Source organism: Nostoc sp., assembly GCF_036919555.1.
GTDB lineage: Bacteria > Cyanobacteriota > Cyanobacteriia > Cyanobacteriales > Nostocaceae > Nostoc.
Genome location: NZ_JBALCS010000096.1, coordinates 56,154 through 72,525, shown reverse-complemented (window position 1 = coordinate 72,525; position 16,372 = coordinate 56,154). Strand labels below are relative to the sequence as shown.

Below are 16,372 nucleotides of genomic sequence, written 5' to 3'. Positions count from 1 at the left end.
ATAGCTTCTAAAAAGCTTACAGAACAGCAAGTCAATCGTGTTTTGAAGCAACTAGGCGAAATAGAGGAAGAATAATGAGCGATCGCTATAGTATGGTAATTCAATGGTCAGATGAGGATAATTGCTACTTAGTACAATTACCGGAATTCTCTTGGCAGCAATTCCACACTCATGGTAAGAGTTATGAAGAAGCCGCTAAACATGGGCAAGAAGTAATTGAATCTCTGATTGAATGGTATGGAGAGCAAGAAAAACCTTTGCCAGAGCCAATTACTTTTCCTCAGAAACCGTTAAAAGTGGCTTAAATCTTTTTAAGATACTCTGCACAAGTAAAGCGATATCTCCGATGGGCTACGCCTACGCACCTTACCCCAATTCCTCAACATCAGCACTTTCCCCTTCCGACTCAACAGGCTCAAACTTCACCTTGTTATATAAATCTTGTAGGGAAATCTCAAATGGTACGGTTACAAGTGCGATCGCTTGGTCTTCTTCGTCATATTCACGAAGCGTCCATTGCTTTTTTCCAATTTTGGAAAATTGATCTACATGAATCCGAGTTTGGTCAATTAATAAATATTCTTGGAAAGTAGAAATAGTTCGGTAAGCCTGAAATTTATCCTCGCGATCGTAGTTTTTAGTAGATTTAGACAAAACCTCAACAATAACTTGGGGATTTGTAATAATATCTGTACGGTTGTTGAAAAATTCTGGTTCACCGGCTATTACTGTCACATCTGGATACGTGTAGATACGATTTTGGTTTATCCACAGACGCATATCGCTATTAAACACTTCGTACTCTTGTTGTCTGAATGCGAAGTTTAACACAGCATAAAAATTACCAGCTATACGATTGTGATTCGCTGTTCCACCCGCCATAGGAATTATTTGCCCGTCAATGTATTCACTTTTGTACTCAGCAGCTTCTTCTAGCTCTAAATATTCCTCTGGAGTATAGTATCGCTTTTGTGTTATTTGCATAGTTTTATCCGGTAACAATGTTTAACGATACGGGGCGTCTAGGCACTAAAGATATTTTATCCATGTTTACCGAACGGGTAAACAGGTTAGATAGAGGTTTTATGTGCTTTCTACAAGGTGAGCGTAGGCGCAGCCCGCCGTAGGCATCGCTATCTCAATTCAAAAGCAACTCCTAATCCTATTTCCTATTGATAACCAGCTGCTTGTAACAGAAACAACTTGGCATAACGTCCTCCTAGCTGTAACAATTCTTCGTGAGTTCCCTGTTCTATAACTTCCCCGTTTTCTATTACTACGATTTTGTCAGCCATTCGTACTGTCGAAAAGCGATGGGAAATCAAAAGTACCATCTGATTTTGAGTAATAGTGCGAAAATGATTGAAAATCTCAAACTCAGCTTGGGCATCTATTGCTGACGTTGGTTCATCTAATACCAAGATATCTGCTTGCGATCGCATAAAAGCACGAGACAGAGCAATTTTCTGCCACTGTCCCCCCGAAAGTTCCTGTCCTCCCTTAAACCAACGACCAAGTTGAGTCTGGAAGTTGTGGGGTAATTGGTCAATAAAAGATTGGGCCATACCTTTTTGGGCAGCAGTTTGCCAACGGGTTTTGTTTTCGAGATGTTCTACATCGCCCACGCCAATATTCTCCCCCACAGTGAATTGATAGCGGACAAAGTTCTGAAAAATCACACCAATGCGCCGCCGCAGCACATCCACATCCCATTCCTGCAAATCCAAGCCATCTAAGAAAATTCGCCCAGAGTCTGGGGTATAGAGTCGGGTAAGTAGTTTGATTAAGGTAGTCTTACCAGAACCGTTTTCACCCACAATTGCCAGTTTCTCTCTGGGTTTCAAATGTAGCGAAATGTTTCTCAATGCTGGTTTGGAACTTCCTGGATAAGTAAATGATACGTTCTGAAAACGGATACCATCTTGGGGATTTAAACCAATGGTTGCCTTACCCCAAGACTTTGGTACTTCCTCTTCGAGGAAATCGTAGAGATTTGATAGATATAGGTTGTCTTCATACATCCCTCCAATAGAGGTGAGGGCATTGGAAAAAGTAGACTGTCCTTGACGAAACACAGTCAGATACAGTGTCATATCTCCCAAGGAAATCTTACCTAGCACTGTTTCCAGCACAATCCAAGCATAAGCTAGGTAAAAAGCACCAGTACTGACTAAACTTAGGAGATAGCCCCACAATCCTCGTCGTAGAGTCAAATCGCGGTCTTCGCCATAGAGTTGATCGAACAGGTTGCGGTAACGTTCTAGCAGCATCTCTCCCAGCTGGTAGAGTTTGACTTCTGTGACAAAATCTTCTCTCGCTAGCAGATTTTCTAAGTAGTTCTGTTGGCGGGTTTCTGGCGCACGCCAACTAAACAAGCGAAAACCTTCCCCAGCAAATTTCGTTTCCGCAATAAATACGGGCATAGCTGCCACAATCAGCATTACCACCGCCCAAACTGAGAAATTTACTAGCAAAATACCGTAGGTGACAAGGGAAAGAGCATTTTGCACTAACCCAAAGGTGCGGTTTACTAAGGAAAGGGGACGAACTGATGCTTCTCGTCGTGCATTGGTCAATTTGTCATAAAATTCTGAGTCTTCAAACTGCCTAAGATCCAGTTTCAGCGCCTTTTCTAAGATGAGTACATTCACACGCTGACCCATTAGCGCCCGCAATAACGACTGACAGATGATCAGTCCACGCTGACTGCCTGCTAGTAAAATTACAGCGATCGCTTCTAATCCTACATAAAATAGAGAGGGATAAATATTGACGAAACCATTGCTGTCTGAATTAACTTGAGAGGCAAATACCACCGCATCAACAATTAACTTACCGATGTAAGATATCGCCGCCGGTAAAACACCACCCATTAAAGTTAAACTAGCCAGAAGAATAGTAAGCGATCGGCTAGTAGTCCATACTAAGTTTACAGCCCGTCCACTGTAGCGGAAAACCGTCAGTGATTGGCGTAGGATATTTCTTTTTTTTTAATTTTCATCTTTCTTGCCGCGAGATACCCCAGATTCAGCGGATCTTCCTAACTCTATTAATCTTTATTAATTTTACCAAAAAAGAACTCAGAACTCAGCACCTAGAATGACGAGTATGCAACTCGGTGGTGACTCCCATGCTTAGGTTAACGGATATTCAGAATTCTGACTCCTGAATTCTGACTCCTGACTTCTGAATTCTGTTTGCATTTTTATGCCCACAATCTCCTACCTACTTTCCCATTTAATCTTTCATGAGTATCTTCCAATAAAGCTGGAATATCTAATTTTTCTGGACACCGAGGCAAACAGTCACCACATTCTGTACATCGGTTGCCTTTCATGCCAGGGAACCAGTGACCAGCATTTTCAAACATTCCATAACGATATTGCCCATAGTCTTTCATGTCGTATGCGACTGCGAGATTACGTAACCGCAATACCTCTGGAATATTGATATTTTCTGGACAGGGCAAACAAGCATAACACTGGCTACATTTGTCAGTTCCCAAAGCAACTTTTTGGTGATTTTCTAATTGCTGGAAAGCGGAAATTTCTGCTGATGTTAACTCTCCATCATCGTCAGCGACTCGTAAAGGTTCCTTTAATTCATCTGGGTTTGCTGGCCCTATACTCAAAGTATTAATACGGTGATCAGCAAGTAAAAATCGATAGCTCAATTCTAAGGGTGAATACGGCTGACATAGGTCTTTTAGGGTTTGGGGTGGCGTGTAGAGACGTCCTCCCTTATCAGCAGGGGAAATAATAAAAATCCCCATGTCTTTTTCGGCAGCTAGTTGAATCGCTGGTGCGTGCCGTTGAAAAAAATAGTAATAATGCAGATTGACAAATTCAAACAAATCTGTATTAATTGCAGCCTGAATTACCTCTAATGGCCCGTGGGTGGAAAAACCAACGTGTCGCACTCGGCCATCAGCAACAGCTTCCTCCACAGCTTGCATACAGCCATTTTTGGCTTGCACCAATTCCAAATGTTGCCAAGTGTTCAAACCATGAACCCCTAAGCAATCTAAATAATCTAGTTGTAATCGTTCTAGCGACTCGTCGATGCACCGACGCATGGTGTCAGCATCTGCTGTGGCTGAGATTTTGCTAGTGACATAAAGCCTCGTTCGGGGTACTGACAACCCAGCTTTTAGCACCCTACCAAGATACTCCTCACTTTTGCCGTAACCTCTAGCGGTTTCTAGATGATTAATTCCTAGCGCTAAGGCTTGTTCGATGGTCTGGTGAGCATTTTCAAAAGAAGCCAAGTAGCGCATTGTTCCCAAGGAAAAAACCGAGAGGCGCAGATTCGTTTTCCCAAAGCGTCGGTATTGCATTTTTAACAAAGAGTTAGGAGTTAGGAGTTAGAAGTTAGGAGTTGAAGGAAGTAATTCATAACTCTTAACTTCTAACTTTTTTAGCTTAGGAGTTAGGAGTCGAAGCAAAATAACTCAGGACTTATGCAAAAAAGTTCTGAAGTAGCGGTAATTCATGAATTATCGCTACGACAAATCAGGTTTTTGAGACAATTTTGTGTAACTCCTATAACTCATAACTCCTAACTCCTAACTCATAACTCTTTTAGCTGTCGCCATTACCAAAGCGCTTGATCAAATCTTCAGGACGGAGATTGGAAATAAATTCACGGAAGGCTTGCTGTTCGGCTTCATCTGCATCGCGATCAACAGGGATAGAGGCATCAGCAACGACTTCTTCCATTACCCAGATGGGAGTATTTGTACGCAGGGCAATAGCGATCGCATCACTAGGACGCGCGTCAATTTCTTTTTTGACTTCGCCTTGCTGGACGATTAAAGCTGCATAAAATGTATCCTTTTGCAGGGAATGAATGATCACCTTTTCTAGAGTCATATTCCAAGTCTCTAGAAGATTCACAATCAGGTCGTGGGTTAAGGGTCTAGGAGGCTTCTGATTCTCCAGTGCCCCCATAATTGCCCTAGCCTGTTCTTGACCGATGTAAATTGGCAAAGCCCGCCGATCTGAAGAATCTTTCAAAAGGACGATCGGGCTGCGGGTTATGGCATCTAAAGCTATGCCAGCGACTTTCATTTCAATCATTGGCTAAGCCTCTACAATCCTTTGAGAGTCTTGGATGCTGTGTAATAAATAGCACCCTTCATTGGGCGGTTTGACGACAGTAATAAACATAAGCATTCGTTCTCTATAATTGCTTCTATTAAACTCCGAACTTGTGGTGAAAACCAGAGTAAGTCAAATTGGCCTTCTTAGACAATAACCTTCTTACCCAAGTATGCCTTGTGAAGGATGCTAATGTGTTAATATTCCTAGACTAAAAAAAGTCAGAAAATATACTTGGATATTCTAGATTTCTGTGACAATTACCAATTGATTTCAGGCAAAATTAGGTAATAAATAGAGTTAGTTTGACAAAAAAGCCGTGTTTACAGGATTAATCCAGGCATTAGGAACGATGGAACCCTTAGGGGGCGATTCTTGGCAAATTACTTGTGTAAGCCAGTCGGGTGAAGTAATTATGCAAGATTTGGCTTATGGTGACAGTGTTGCTGTAGATGGTGTTTGCCTGACAGTGGAAAAAGTTTTAAAAGACGGGTTTATTGCCACTGCTTCACCGGAAACTCTACGCCGCACAACGTTGGGAGGTGAGCAAACCCAACAGAGATATGTCAATTTAGAAGCGTCGCTAAGGGTGGGCGGCAAAGTTGGTGGTCATTTTGTGATGGGTCATGTAGACGGCATTGGTCGATTGCTAGTGGCAGAACAAACGGCTAGTTCTTGGGAAATGACCTTTATTGCATCCGAGGCGATCGCCCGGTACATTGTCCCTAAAGGTAGTATAGCGGTCAATGGCATCAGCCTCACAGTCGCCGCATATGAGCCAGAACTCTCCCAATTCAAAGTGGCGGTAATTCCTCTCACCTATGCCGAGACAAATCTTCGCTATTTGGTTCCTGGGAGTTTGGTGAATCTAGAAGGTGATATTCTTGGCAAATACGTCGAAAAATTACTTTACTCTGGCAACCCACACACCCCAGCCCCTGATAACAATAGTATAGATGGGATTACACCCACATTCTTAGCAGAACATGGGTATCTCTAACTAAAAAAGTTAGGAGACGCGATTAATCGCGTCTGTACAGGAGTTAGGAGTTTTAAATTAATAACTCATAACTCCTCACTCCCCACTCTTAACTGCTAACTTTTCCTTAGCTGCCTGGTTGCTGGCTTACCTGAGCAGTTTGTAAGCCTCGCACTAAGTGGCTGAGGGCGGACTGTAATTCCACACCTGAGTCAGTAGCAACCCACCCATCTTGTGTCAGGTGGCGAACTTCAAAGTGCAGGTGAGGGCCTGTGGAGTTCCCGGTGCTACCAACTAGCCCGATAACAGTTCCAGGTTGTACCCACTGACCGGGTTGAACAAGGATTTCTGACATATGACCATAGAGAGTTTGTTCAGCAGATTTGTGATTCAGAATAACGGTTAAACCATAACCACCCACCCAGTTAGCAGTTTCCACTTGACCAGCAGCAGCTGCCAAAACTGGTGTTCCCGTAGGCGCACCTAAGTCTGTACCAGCATGGAAGCGGCGATCGCCTGTGATTGGATGAATTCGCCAACCAAACAACGAGGTAATGGGAGCGGGAATAGACAATGGATACATCATTCCCGTACCGCTAGAGGCGACTATCGCCGTGTAAGGGATTTGCGGCAATACTGATGCCAGTGAGAAGTCGTAAGCTACGGTGCTGGGGCGGGGTGCAATGTTGCCATCTGCCATTGGTGGAGGTAAAGTACCGCCACTAGGCGTGATGGGAGTTGCACTCACTGTTGTGGGACTGAACTCGCCGGGACTCGGGATAAACCGATTCGGGCGATATGCGCTCTTGGTGTCACCACTAGAACCACTTTGAATAGGATGCCATCTGCTGGTTTTGCCAGTAGTTGCAATCTGCCGCACGGGTGGAACTACTGCTAACTGTGCATTTTGACTTCTTCTGAGCCAATTAGGTGCTGGTTTACCATTAGAATCAGCAACATTCCTTTGGGGTACTTTGGCGCAAACGCCGCCTAATACACTTTGCCCTGATGGCAAAATGGCTCGACAACCACTGGAACGGTCTGTGAGAATTACAGAATTTGGTGCTTGATAAGTACCTGTGGCACCACTGTCATAATTATTAGGATCAATATAGGCGTTATTATAATCCTTGGTTTTCCCCGCCGTTGCACTGACAGTACTGTTCGAGTTATTTGCTGGTTGAGCAACTTCTGGGAGTTTTTCAGGTAAAGAGCGGACAGGGGTATTGCGTTTTTCCAGTCTCACTCTTGCAGGAGTAACCTGGGAGGTTTCTACTTTCGGCTTTGACTGTCTGATAATCACAACAGGTTGGGCAGCTTCGATTTTGGGTGTAGACTGCCTAACTGGCTCTTTTGATTGAGCAACCTCTGGCTTGCTTAATCTCTGTCTGAGTTTGGCTCGCCGTTGGGAAAATTCCGGTTGTGCTGACACGGCTTCGGGCGCAACAGCCTGTTTTTTAACTGGATTTGTAACTGCTGTTGACTGCGAACTTTCAACAGTGGGAACGATGTTATCTATTTGTGTTTCCGTTTGGGCAAACACGAAGCCGCCACTGAGGAGGCTAACGCTACTCAGCCAGCAGAGGCTCTGAGCTGGTAGTGTCGAGGCAAAGCGTTTTTTTGTCAGACATCGCTGCCATAAGTAATGCAAACGATCATGGGCAGAATTATTGCGCTGCGTCATTTGTTCTCTCAGTTGTGTGTAATTAGCCTAAAGAGATGATGCTAGTGGTTTGTCTTGCCCTAAGAGCTAAATTTTGAACAAACCTCAAATTTAAACGGAAGATTTATGGTATCCCAAACTGATTGTACCGGGTTGAATATAAATTTCCGGTGTAATTAGTTCCTTTGTATCATCTGTTTCCAAATCAACTCGTAAATTTCCTTGAGATGTCATCCCAACTACAGTACCTGAAAGATTATTAACGTACACTTTATCACCCATATTTGTAAGCAAATCTAGATAGCGAGACAAGAGTATGCTTACTCCTTCTTGGCAAAGGCACTCCATACCGGATTCGATTCCCAGCAAGACTGTAGAGGTGAGCATTTCCAGACAAGAAATTGGTGTGAAATCTTGGGAAGCTTGCCACGATTCCAGGTTGATTCCAGTTTCGGGTACTGGGTTTGTCCAGTTAATACCAACACCAATTACTGCTTGCGTAATTTGTCCTTTGTTTACTTTGGTTTCTGTCAAAATGCCGCCTAGTTTGCGGCCATTTAAAACTAAATCATTGGGCCATTTTATCCCAACATCTACACCGCGCTGGCGCAATTGAGACGCAATTCCCCAAGCGGTAGCAAAAGTTAGCTGATAGCTGTCAGTAGCCTCTATTTTGTGGTCGAAAGAAATCCCCACGGAAACATATAATCCTCCAGCAGGAGAAATCCATTTACGTCCCCATTGTCCCCGCCCAGCAGATTGCACAGCTGCAATTACTACTGTTCCTGAAATAGCCCCTTGGTTGAGTAAGTCCCAGAGGGTCTGGTTAGTTGAAGAGACGCTTTCAAAAAAGTGGAGAGAAAATGGTATATGTGTATACTTACGCCCTGCTTTCAACGCCGCTTCCAAGTTTTGCAGATTAAATCCCACAGCAGTTAACCCAAATTCCGTTGTTCAAGTTAGCATTGATTGGCTGATGAGTGATTTGCCGTTTAGGTTTGGTTGAAGATGCACACTTGGTACTGGCGCAATTGGGAAGGACTGCCCTATCTAACTTGTAGTATTCTGGAAGATTGGCATCACGGCTTCTTTACCCAACAGTTTTGGCCGCGATCGCCACAAGTTCTCACAGAAGTATTGCAACCAGAGGCATCAGTCTATCGCTTAAAGCAGGTTCATGGCAATACTATTCTCACCCCTAAAGAAATTGACAGCATCTTTTGCACTGATGGGGAGGATTTAGCATCGGCGGATGGTTTAATGAGCGAACAGCCTCTACAAGCTGTTTGGGTAGCTAGTGCAGATTGTACACCTGTGCTGATTGGGGATGTGAAAACCGGACGGGTGGCAGCATTACACGCAGGTTGGCGGGGAACTGCTAAAAAGATTGTGCCTCTTGCGATCGCTCGGTTACAATCTCAAGGCAGCAAACTCGATGATTTACGCATTGCAATCGGACCAGCGATCGCTGGTGAGGTTTACCAAGTCTCTATCAATGTGGCGGCTGAAGTCGGGGCTAGCATTATACCACATAACGAAGAACAAAAAATTATAACTGCATTACATGAGCTACCAAATTCACCCTTACTGGAAGATCCTAATCCGGGAAAGGTACGGCTGGATGTCCGGCGAGTGAATATTTTACAGCTGGAAAATATGGGGATTAGTGCAGAACAAATTGCGATCGCTCCTTATTGTACTTTTCAAACTCCAGAGCATTTCTTTTCTTACCGTCGGGAGAAAGAGAAAAAAGTTCAGTGGTCAGGAATTGTTAGCGGCGAAATAAGTCACTAGTCTATATTCTCATTACAGGATAGTTAGGATGTTCAGGATTCGGGAGAAGTCGCTGATTTCTACAGTCGACCAGTAAATCCAGCGTTTCTAGAACCGTCTGTCCAATCAGGACTATATTACCTGTAACTAATGTGGCTTCGGTAATTTCCCGTCCTACTAATTCAATAATTACGGGTTCAGTCACGCCTATAGATTCTTCATTACCATTGGCGTATTGAGCAATCTGCTGCCCTCGAATTCTTAGACCAAGTTCCAGGGCAATAGACATAGGTAGTACAGTACGTACTGCCCCAGTGTCTACTAATGCTTCAGTTTCATAAATCCGCAGCAAGCATATTTGGATTGAGCATTCCTCCGCTGACAAGCGCTTCATCAATGGCATTGGTGAGCTTGACTTTGACTCTAACTGCACCCATAAGTTGATTGCTGGCAGAATTTGCACGATTGATATCAACCATAATCTGTGTAATTTTGGGAAATTCTTTAAGACTCTTGATGTTCTAATTTGACACCCGATTCAAAGGTTCAAATTTCATCACCTGTTTTTGACGCAGGGAACTAATTGCTAAGACTGAAATACTTACGGTGATTGCTAAAATGGCATAACTCGGTAGAGCGAAGATAGTTACTTTCATAATGTATGGTAATTCCCCTGCTTTCACATTCCAGTGATTTGCTAGAGAACCGATGAGCCAGCCATGAATAACTGCTGTTTGGATTGCAAGAGAGCAAACTCCTGCTAACCAAACAGACATTCTTTTCATAGAAAATGTACAATGCCTAATTTGATACAGCAAATCATTTAGCAAAAAAACAACAGCAGGTATTAACATCACAGAACTAGTTTCCTGTGAATAGTTGATGGCAATACTCAAGCAAGAAACTAGCACCATTTCTGCTAAGTAGATTTTTTTTGACCAGCCTGTGAGAGATTGTTGTAGATACCAATACCAACCCACCAAACCAACAAGCATTAGAACAATTAAGTCTGACAAAAGCTTGGCAACGAATGGGTTATTGGGAAATAATCTCGGACCCACAACTATCAAATCGAGGCGACTAATCGAAATATAGGGGCTAACTGATGGATCATTTAGCCACAGTGAAAATCCCCGAGCTGCATCCGACAGGAATTGTGTCAAAGAATTGCCTGTCAAGGCTAGACCTAAAAATATTAGAGAAGTAACTGTGACAACAGATATAAAAACTAGAGAAAACCGTCTTTTCAGTAGAAAATACAAAACGAATAATGCAGCTAATGTTGGTTTACAAAGCGCAAGCCCCAAGCAAACTCCTGCTGGAATATCCTGATGTTTTCTAGCAAAGATAAACATCCATAAGATCAGAACTGCAATGAAAATGGCAACATTACTAACTTGAAGATCGCGAACTAAGCCATAAATCAAGGCAACCGAGATTGTGCAAATAGTTCTGAAAGCTGGTGACTTCGACTCCAGCAGGATATTCGCTCCCCATAACGCCAAACCAATTGCTAATATATGCATCACAATCCAGATTGTAAATGCAGTGTTAATCGAAAAATAACCGAGAAACCAGATGAGAGGAATAATATTAGGTGGATAGACAAACGGTGGAATAAAGCCACATATCTTAGTTAGGGTACAGAAACTTTGATTAAATATCTCGACATTAAATGGACTCAAATGCTGATGAGCCAATTTACTCGCCACATAATACCACTTAAAATCCCATAAGGGTGGATTTGGTTGATTTAGGAAATAAACTAACCAACCTGTATAACAGAGGAATCTTGTAACGACTAATACAACACCTGCTTGGACGAGAAAGTTAACAATTGGTTGACGAAAAAATTGCATCAACTGTTGGATTACAGAAGATTTTAAGAATAAAGAATTTTTCCAGGCTGCTTTCTCATCATCTAATCGCCAATTATTTTTGAGAACTAAAGCAACTACAATTACTATAATTAGGTTCCAAAAGCCAAAGCTTACCATTATAATGATCTCAAGAATTATTTCTGTATATCGTAAATAATATCGCGGAAGCAGTCGTTATAAACGATACTTAAGTATTTTTATAATCAATTTACGAAATTTTGAAAGTTAGTCTCTTACCGCCATAAGAGGATGTTTGAAAAGTCGTAGAGTATACCAAAAAGCCCGCTTGGATTCCTCTCTCCACTTCGGCTAGGGTGTACACATAAGTGTCTCTAGACACAATTTACGGTTTCTCGAATAGCTCAAGAAAACCTCACCCTGGTTTATGCTACGCAAAACCTGTCCCTCTTCTTAGTAAGGAAAGGGATTAAAGTCAGGACAGTGTGAGGTTTTTGGGTAATTTGAAGACTTGTGTGTACACCGTAGCCCCGCTTGGGGAAGAGGCTTTGAAACCCCCATTCCCTTGTAGGTAAGGAACGTGGATTAAATAAAATGCAAAACTTCATCCTGTCTTTAGCTTCCCTCTCCTTTATAAGGAGAGGGATTGAGGGTGAAGTAAGCCAAGGACATAAATTGTATGTTATTTAATTCTGATCCCTAATGCTTGTTCGGGGGGTTAGGTTTCTGAGGTTTTGATGTTAGCAATAATACTTTTCAAACATCCTCTAAGATTACCTGTAGCGGTTCTCGGTTGCGTGCAATATGCCCAGTTATTGGGGTTTTTGTCTTAATTATTACAAAAAGTTTGACTCAATAACTCGCGGTGAATTAAAGCTCCATCCACCAAAGATTGGATTTTCTCTGATGATAGAGGATCACCATTGGCGTAATGCTCCATCCAAGTCAGACTAATCAAATTGGGGTCATCTGGTAAACTCGCCAAATCCCACCCAGGCATTTCCAAATCTTCCATGAGCCGATTTACTTTCGGGTCATAACTGAGAGCAAAGCAGCGACAACCTTCAGCAGCAGCCATAATCAAACTGTGTAGACGCATCCCAATTACCATCTCGACACCGCGAAACACACCTTTTAAAAGTTGCGGATCTTCCAGACATAAAATCTTGCTGACATCTTTAAGATGTGGTTGAATAGCTTTGGCAATACTTAAATCTTCACTTTTTTGAAACGGCAGTAGTAAAATAAATGCTTGCGTAGCTTTTTGAAAGTCAACTATAGCACGGGTTAAGTTTGCTAGACGTGTTTCTGTAAGTTGGGGATGCGATCGCAACGTTACCGCAACTCTCGGCGCAGGTAAATCCCAAAGTCCTGGTACTGGTTTCGATTCCAACGCCCAAACTGGGTCAGGAGCTATAATACAAGGAATTTGCCAATCAGACAATAAAGCAGCACTGGCGCGATCGCGGACACTAATTTTGGTACAATTAGCAAAGGTTTGCCGTGCCATCCAGCGAGTTTGCGGACGCAGTAAGGGGCCAATGCCCTGCGCCCAAGCAATGGTTTTCAAACCCATTTTCTGCGCCAATGCCATCAGTCCCCCATAATAAAATGGGCTGATAGTACTGGTAACATCTTGAATGAGACTCCCGCCGCCCCAAATCAAAGCATCGCAAGAGCGTAAAGCTTGAAGTACAGGTAAGGGAGCCATGCGATCTGAGGTTTCTACATTGTAGCGATCGCGCGTTGACTCTGGATTACCAGAAAGCACCACAGGCGTTACATGAGATGGTAACATTTGCAAAAGCGTCGCTAACAAAGCTTCGTCACCACCGTTACCTTTACCGTAATATCCAGACAATAACGCTCGCATCTTGACCATTTTAGATTTTAGATTTTGGACTTGGGCTTACCTCGACTTCGCTACTTCGACGCCGCTCAGTACAAGTCGGTACAAGTCGCTCAGTCAAACGATTTTAGATTATCAGCTTTTTTATACAGAATATCTGTCGTTGATACAGATAGTAGACTCATTCACAAGTTCTATTTTCAAACTTCGTAACAGAGGAAGATAGAAAAGACTCCTAACTCCTAACTCCTAACTTTCTTATGCACGCCCTATCGATTCCCACCTGGATTATTCATATTTCTAGCGTTATTGAATGGATTGTCGCCATTTGGTTAATCTGGACTTACGGCGAACTCACTAATAACCGCAATTGGTGGGGATTATCCCTGGCCATGTTACCAGCTTTAGTCAGCGCCATGTGTGCTTGTACCTGGCATTATTTCGACAACGCCGAATCTCTGGAATGGCTGGTAACACTTCAAGCTACCATGACCTTAATTGGTAATTTTACACTTTGGGCAGCAGCGTTTTTGATTTGGCGTTCTACGAAATCTCCAGTTGAACCAAAACCTATCAAATTAGAGCAATGATTTCTAAAGAAACCCTGTTTGCACTTTCACTGTTTCCATATTTGGGTTTCTTGTGGTTTATCAGCCGCAGTCCGCAAATGCCGCGTTTAGCGCTGTATGGATTTTATGGGACTCTCGTCTTTGTTGCCGTCACCATCCCGGCGGGGATTTATGCTGTATTGCATTATGGCAAGTCTTTGGCAGATGTGGATTGGTTGCACGGTGGTGCAGAAGTATTTTTGACGCTTTCTAACATCTTGCTTGTGCTGGGTTTTGGGCAAGCTGTAAGGCAATTAAAAATGAAAAATGAAAAATAGGAAATATAGCTCTAGCAGTTGAGTCCAATACAGACCTAATCCCCAACCCCTTCCCTACAAGAGAATGGGAGTAAGGCTCAAAGCCTCTCTCCTTTTAGGAGAGAGGAATGGAAGTGAGGTCAAAACCGCTATAGTGTTTGATTGCATTGAGTTATGAGGAAAAGGTAAATGGACGTAATTCCAGCGATTGATTTACTAGAAGGTCACTGTGTACGACTGTATCAAGGAGACTACGATCGCTCGCAAGTTTTTAGCGAAAATCCTGCTGATGTTGCCAAACAGTGGGTAGATCAGGGTGCTACGAGATTGCATATAGTTGATTTAGATGGTGCCAAAGCAGGTAAAGTAGTAAACCTGGGGGCAATTGAAGCGATCGCACATGCGGTGTCAGTGCCCATTGAAATTGGTGGAGGATTGCGCGATCGCGCCAGCGTACAACAAGTATTCAATCTGGGCGTACAGTGGGCAATTCTCGGTACCATCGCCGTCGAACAACCCCAGCTAGTGCAAGAACTGTGTGAAGAATTTCCCGAACAAATTATCATCGGTATTGATGCTCGTAACGGACTTGTAGCAACTCGCGGTTGGTTGGAAACCTCGGAAGTTTTAGCAACTCAACTAGCTGTACAAATGCAAGAATTGGGTGCAGCCGCCATAATTTACACAGATATCCAGCGTGATGGGACACTTACAGGCCCCAATTTGGAAGCTTTGCGAGAACTTGCAGCAGCAATTTCCATCCCGATAATTGCCTCTGGCGGGGTAAGTTCTGTCACCGACTTGTTGAGTTTGTTGGCATTAGAACCTCAAGGCGTGACTGGTGTGATTGTCGGACGTGCCTTGTATACTGGGGGTATTTTACTCAAAGAAGCATTACGAGCGATCGGGCCTGGGCGGATTCAGGATATTCCACCGAATCTAGATTTTTCTACCTTTGCTTGATATTTTCTGTCTTTGGTGATAATTCACCTCGGTACTCCGAATACAGGGGTGGCTCCAGTACTGTTCGGTTAAGGCAAGAGACGCGATAAATCGCCGTCTTTACAATAATCAGTCCTTCGTCCTGACAGCGATTTATCGCGTCTTTAGGATCATATTATTTTAATCAAATAACCTTAACCGAACCATATTGGGGGTGGCTCTCTTAAGCAGTTTCGCTATTTGTTTTAAACAGTACGGAGGATGAAATGGTTGTTACACTGCAACTGCGCCAGATAGACGTTCAACCAGGGCAATGCTTGATATTGCGCGAGATCAGTTGGGCAGAGTTTGAAGCAATTCTAGAGGAACTTGGAGAACATCGCGCTGCACGAGTTGCTTACTATCAACGGGTGTTAGAGATTCGGACGCCTTCACCAGAACATGAAGTTGATAAAGAATTAATCGGCGACATGGTTAAAATCCTACTTGATGAGTTAGAACTTGACTGGGAACCTTACGGTTCGACAACATTTAAGCGATCGCAAATGGCAGCAGGTGTAGAACCGGATACCTGTTTTTATATCCAAAATGCTCGCCAAATGATCGGCAAGCGACGATTAGATTTGTCAATTGATCCACCACCAGATTTAGCAATTGAAATCGATGTTACCTCAAAGACCCAGCTTAGTGCTTATGTGGCGTTGGGTGTACCTGAACTTTGGTGTTACGGAGATGGCAAGTTGCAAATATTTGTCTTAAATCAAGCAGAATACGTTGAAGTGGAAACTAGCCCCACATTTGGGAATTTACCTGTGATTGAGGGAATATTGCAGTTTTTGCAATTCAGCTTGACAGAAGGATCTAGTACAGCACGACGAGCATTTAGGCAGTGGGCGCGTGAAGTATTAGCTAAATAATATCAGTTCCTAAGAAAGAAATAGATGATATTTTGGATTTAGTTGTCAGAGTGAGATGTAATTTAGCTCATGGAAATGTTTCTTTTTCTGATGTTTAAAACCAGATTTATTGGGAACAGATAGTAGATAATAAAGAAAAAATAGTTCAATATTTAGAGAATCTGTTGAAGAATATTGACGATTTTATTAATGAAAAGAAATACAAAATTGAAACATTATAAAATTTATAAAAATTAGTTGCTAATCCCCTATTCTCCAGATGCTACCACGCAAAACCGAATACTTGAATAGCAGAAACTGGCATGATAGCAATTTTGGTTTGAATAAATTGCTCGTATTCCGCTTTAAGTTGGATGTTCATAATTTTTACGTATAGTTAATTGAAAGCGTTACCTAGCAACATTTTCAGAGCCGCCGCCAAGATATTTCTGTTACTAGGAAAACTAA

Annotated in this window: 17 protein-coding genes; 7 read left to right on the top strand and 10 right to left on the bottom strand. The window is 42.8% G+C overall.

Translation table 11 applies throughout. The features are described 5' to 3' along the window. Window positions 1-74: 74 nt before the first annotated feature. A complete protein-coding gene (locus V7K36_RS27085) occupies window positions 75-305 on the top strand; it encodes a type II toxin-antitoxin system HicB family antitoxin (protein WP_335120768.1) in 231 nt (76 codons plus the stop codon). A 61-nt stretch (window positions 306-366) separates the two neighbouring features. Here V7K36_RS27085 and V7K36_RS27080 read toward each other — a convergent pair whose 3' ends face one another. The 4 genes from V7K36_RS27080 to V7K36_RS27065 all read right to left on the bottom strand — a co-directional run bounded on the left by V7K36_RS27080 (window position 367) and on the right by V7K36_RS27065 (window position 5,078). Further along, the gene (locus V7K36_RS27080; protein ID WP_335120767.1) at window positions 367-984 is read right to left on the bottom strand and encodes a Uma2 family endonuclease; all 618 of its coding nucleotides are present in this window, start codon (window positions 982-984) and stop codon (window positions 367-369) included. Window positions 985-1,169: 185 nt separating this feature from the next. Further along, a complete protein-coding gene (locus tag V7K36_RS27075; RefSeq protein ID WP_335120766.1) occupies window positions 1,170-2,873 on the bottom strand; it encodes an ABC transporter ATP-binding protein in 1,704 nt (567 codons plus the stop codon). A 332-nt stretch (window positions 2,874-3,205) separates the two neighbouring features. Then, window positions 3,206-4,336: an aldo/keto reductase gene (locus V7K36_RS27070; protein WP_335120764.1), complete on the bottom strand. Its 1,131-nt coding sequence runs from the start codon at window positions 4,334-4,336 to the stop codon at window positions 3,206-3,208. A 244-nt stretch (window positions 4,337-4,580) separates the two neighbouring features. Continuing rightward, complete coding sequence (locus V7K36_RS27065) at window positions 4,581-5,078, bottom strand: bifunctional nuclease family protein (protein ID WP_334830337.1); 498 nt, start codon at window positions 5,076-5,078, stop codon at window positions 4,581-4,583. A gap of 340 nt (window positions 5,079-5,418) precedes the next feature. On the opposite strand from V7K36_RS27065, the gene V7K36_RS27060 reads away from it, so the two are divergent. Continuing rightward, window positions 5,419-6,099 (top strand): riboflavin synthase, encoded by a 681-nt coding sequence (locus V7K36_RS27060; protein ID WP_335120763.1) that lies wholly within the window; start codon window positions 5,419-5,421, stop codon window positions 6,097-6,099. Window positions 6,100-6,205: 106 nt separating this feature from the next. On the opposite strand, the gene V7K36_RS27055 is transcribed toward V7K36_RS27060, so the two are convergent. After that, a complete protein-coding gene (locus V7K36_RS27055) occupies window positions 6,206-7,762 on the bottom strand; it encodes a M23 family metallopeptidase (protein WP_335120762.1) in 1,557 nt (518 codons plus the stop codon). Between the two features lie 90 nt (window positions 7,763-7,852). Beyond that, complete coding sequence (locus V7K36_RS27050) at window positions 7,853-8,671, bottom strand: biotin--[acetyl-CoA-carboxylase] ligase (protein ID WP_335120761.1); 819 nt, start codon at window positions 8,669-8,671, stop codon at window positions 7,853-7,855. 78 nt (window positions 8,672-8,749) lie between these two features. On the opposite strand from V7K36_RS27050, the gene pgeF reads away from it, so the two are divergent. Next, window positions 8,750-9,535: a peptidoglycan editing factor PgeF gene (gene pgeF, locus V7K36_RS27045; protein ID WP_335120760.1), complete on the top strand. Its 786-nt coding sequence runs from the start codon at window positions 8,750-8,752 to the stop codon at window positions 9,533-9,535. A gap of 1 nt (window position 9,536) precedes the next feature. On the opposite strand, the gene V7K36_RS27040 is transcribed toward pgeF, so the two are convergent. From V7K36_RS27040 to csaB, 4 genes are all read right to left on the bottom strand, one after another. Next, entirely contained in the window at window positions 9,537-9,866 is a 330-nt protein-coding gene (locus V7K36_RS27040; RefSeq protein ID WP_335120759.1) for a retroviral-like aspartic protease family protein, read from the bottom strand. Next, window positions 9,850-9,993, bottom strand: coding sequence for a hypothetical protein (locus tag V7K36_RS27035; RefSeq protein WP_335120758.1), 144 nt, complete (start codon window positions 9,991-9,993; stop codon window positions 9,850-9,852). Before V7K36_RS27035 ends, V7K36_RS27040 begins: the two co-directional genes overlap by 17 nt. A 42-nt stretch (window positions 9,994-10,035) precedes the next feature. Continuing rightward, window positions 10,036-11,511, bottom strand: a complete 1,476-nt coding sequence (locus V7K36_RS27030; protein ID WP_335120757.1) for a glycosyltransferase family 87 protein — start codon at window positions 11,509-11,511, stop codon at window positions 10,036-10,038. A 670-nt stretch (window positions 11,512-12,181) separates the two neighbouring features. Further along, on the bottom strand, window positions 12,182-13,234 hold the full coding sequence (gene csaB, locus V7K36_RS27025) for a polysaccharide pyruvyl transferase CsaB (RefSeq protein ID WP_335120756.1): 1,053 nt from the start codon (window positions 13,232-13,234) through the stop codon (window positions 12,182-12,184). Between the two features lie 227 nt (window positions 13,235-13,461). On the opposite strand from csaB, the gene V7K36_RS27020 reads away from it, so the two are divergent. The 4 genes from V7K36_RS27020 (at window position 13,462) to V7K36_RS27005 (ending at window position 15,925) form a co-directional block, all read left to right on the top strand. Further along, window positions 13,462-13,791 carry a DUF2499 domain-containing protein gene (locus V7K36_RS27020; protein ID WP_335120755.1) on the top strand — a complete coding sequence of 110 codons (330 nt, stop codon included), beginning with the start codon at window positions 13,462-13,464 and terminating at the stop codon, window positions 13,789-13,791. After that, the gene (locus tag V7K36_RS27015; protein ID WP_335120754.1) at window positions 13,788-14,087 is read left to right on the top strand and encodes a DUF3593 domain-containing protein; all 300 of its coding nucleotides are present in this window, start codon (window positions 13,788-13,790) and stop codon (window positions 14,085-14,087) included. Before V7K36_RS27020 ends, V7K36_RS27015 begins: the two co-directional genes overlap by 4 nt. Window positions 14,088-14,255: 168 nt before the next feature. Next, window positions 14,256-15,029, top strand: coding sequence for a 1-(5-phosphoribosyl)-5-[(5-phosphoribosylamino)methylideneamino]imidazole-4-carboxamide isomerase (gene hisA / locus V7K36_RS27010; RefSeq protein ID WP_335120753.1), 774 nt, complete (start codon window positions 14,256-14,258; stop codon window positions 15,027-15,029). A gap of 245 nt (window positions 15,030-15,274) precedes the next feature. Next, window positions 15,275-15,925: a Uma2 family endonuclease gene (locus V7K36_RS27005; protein ID WP_335120752.1), complete on the top strand. Its 651-nt coding sequence runs from the start codon at window positions 15,275-15,277 to the stop codon at window positions 15,923-15,925. The last annotated feature ends 447 nt before the right edge of the window (window positions 15,926-16,372 follow it).

Bases quoted from the DNA above. Each gene is read 5' to 3' on its own strand.
- V7K36_RS27085 (WP_335120768.1), top strand. From the start codon at position 75: ATGAGCGATCGCTATAGTATGGTAATTCAATGGTCAGATGAGGATAAT.
- V7K36_RS27080 (WP_335120767.1), bottom strand. From the start codon at position 984: ATGCAAATAACACAAAAGCGATACTATACTCCAGAGGAATATTTAGAG.
- V7K36_RS27075 (WP_335120766.1), bottom strand. From the start codon at position 2,873: ATGGGTGGTGTTTTACCGGCGGCGATATCTTACATCGGTAAGTTAATT.
- V7K36_RS27070 (WP_335120764.1), bottom strand. From the start codon at position 4,336: ATGCAATACCGACGCTTTGGGAAAACGAATCTGCGCCTCTCGGTTTTT.
- V7K36_RS27065 (WP_334830337.1), bottom strand. From the start codon at position 5,078: ATGATTGAAATGAAAGTCGCTGGCATAGCTTTAGATGCCATAACCCGC.
- V7K36_RS27055 (WP_335120762.1), bottom strand. From the start codon at position 7,762: ATGACGCAGCGCAATAATTCTGCCCATGATCGTTTGCATTACTTATGG.
- pgeF (WP_335120760.1), top strand. From the start codon at position 8,750: ATGCACACTTGGTACTGGCGCAATTGGGAAGGACTGCCCTATCTAACT.
- V7K36_RS27035 (WP_335120758.1), bottom strand. From the start codon at position 9,993: ATGGTTGATATCAATCGTGCAAATTCTGCCAGCAATCAACTTATGGGT.
- V7K36_RS27030 (WP_335120757.1), bottom strand. From the start codon at position 11,511: ATGGTAAGCTTTGGCTTTTGGAACCTAATTATAGTAATTGTAGTTGCT.
- csaB (WP_335120756.1), bottom strand. From the start codon at position 13,234: ATGGTCAAGATGCGAGCGTTATTGTCTGGATATTACGGTAAAGGTAAC.
- V7K36_RS27020 (WP_335120755.1), top strand. From the start codon at position 13,462: ATGCACGCCCTATCGATTCCCACCTGGATTATTCATATTTCTAGCGTT.
- V7K36_RS27015 (WP_335120754.1), top strand. From the start codon at position 13,788: ATGATTTCTAAAGAAACCCTGTTTGCACTTTCACTGTTTCCATATTTG.
- hisA (WP_335120753.1), top strand. From the start codon at position 14,256: ATGGACGTAATTCCAGCGATTGATTTACTAGAAGGTCACTGTGTACGA.
- V7K36_RS27005 (WP_335120752.1), top strand. From the start codon at position 15,275: ATGGTTGTTACACTGCAACTGCGCCAGATAGACGTTCAACCAGGGCAA.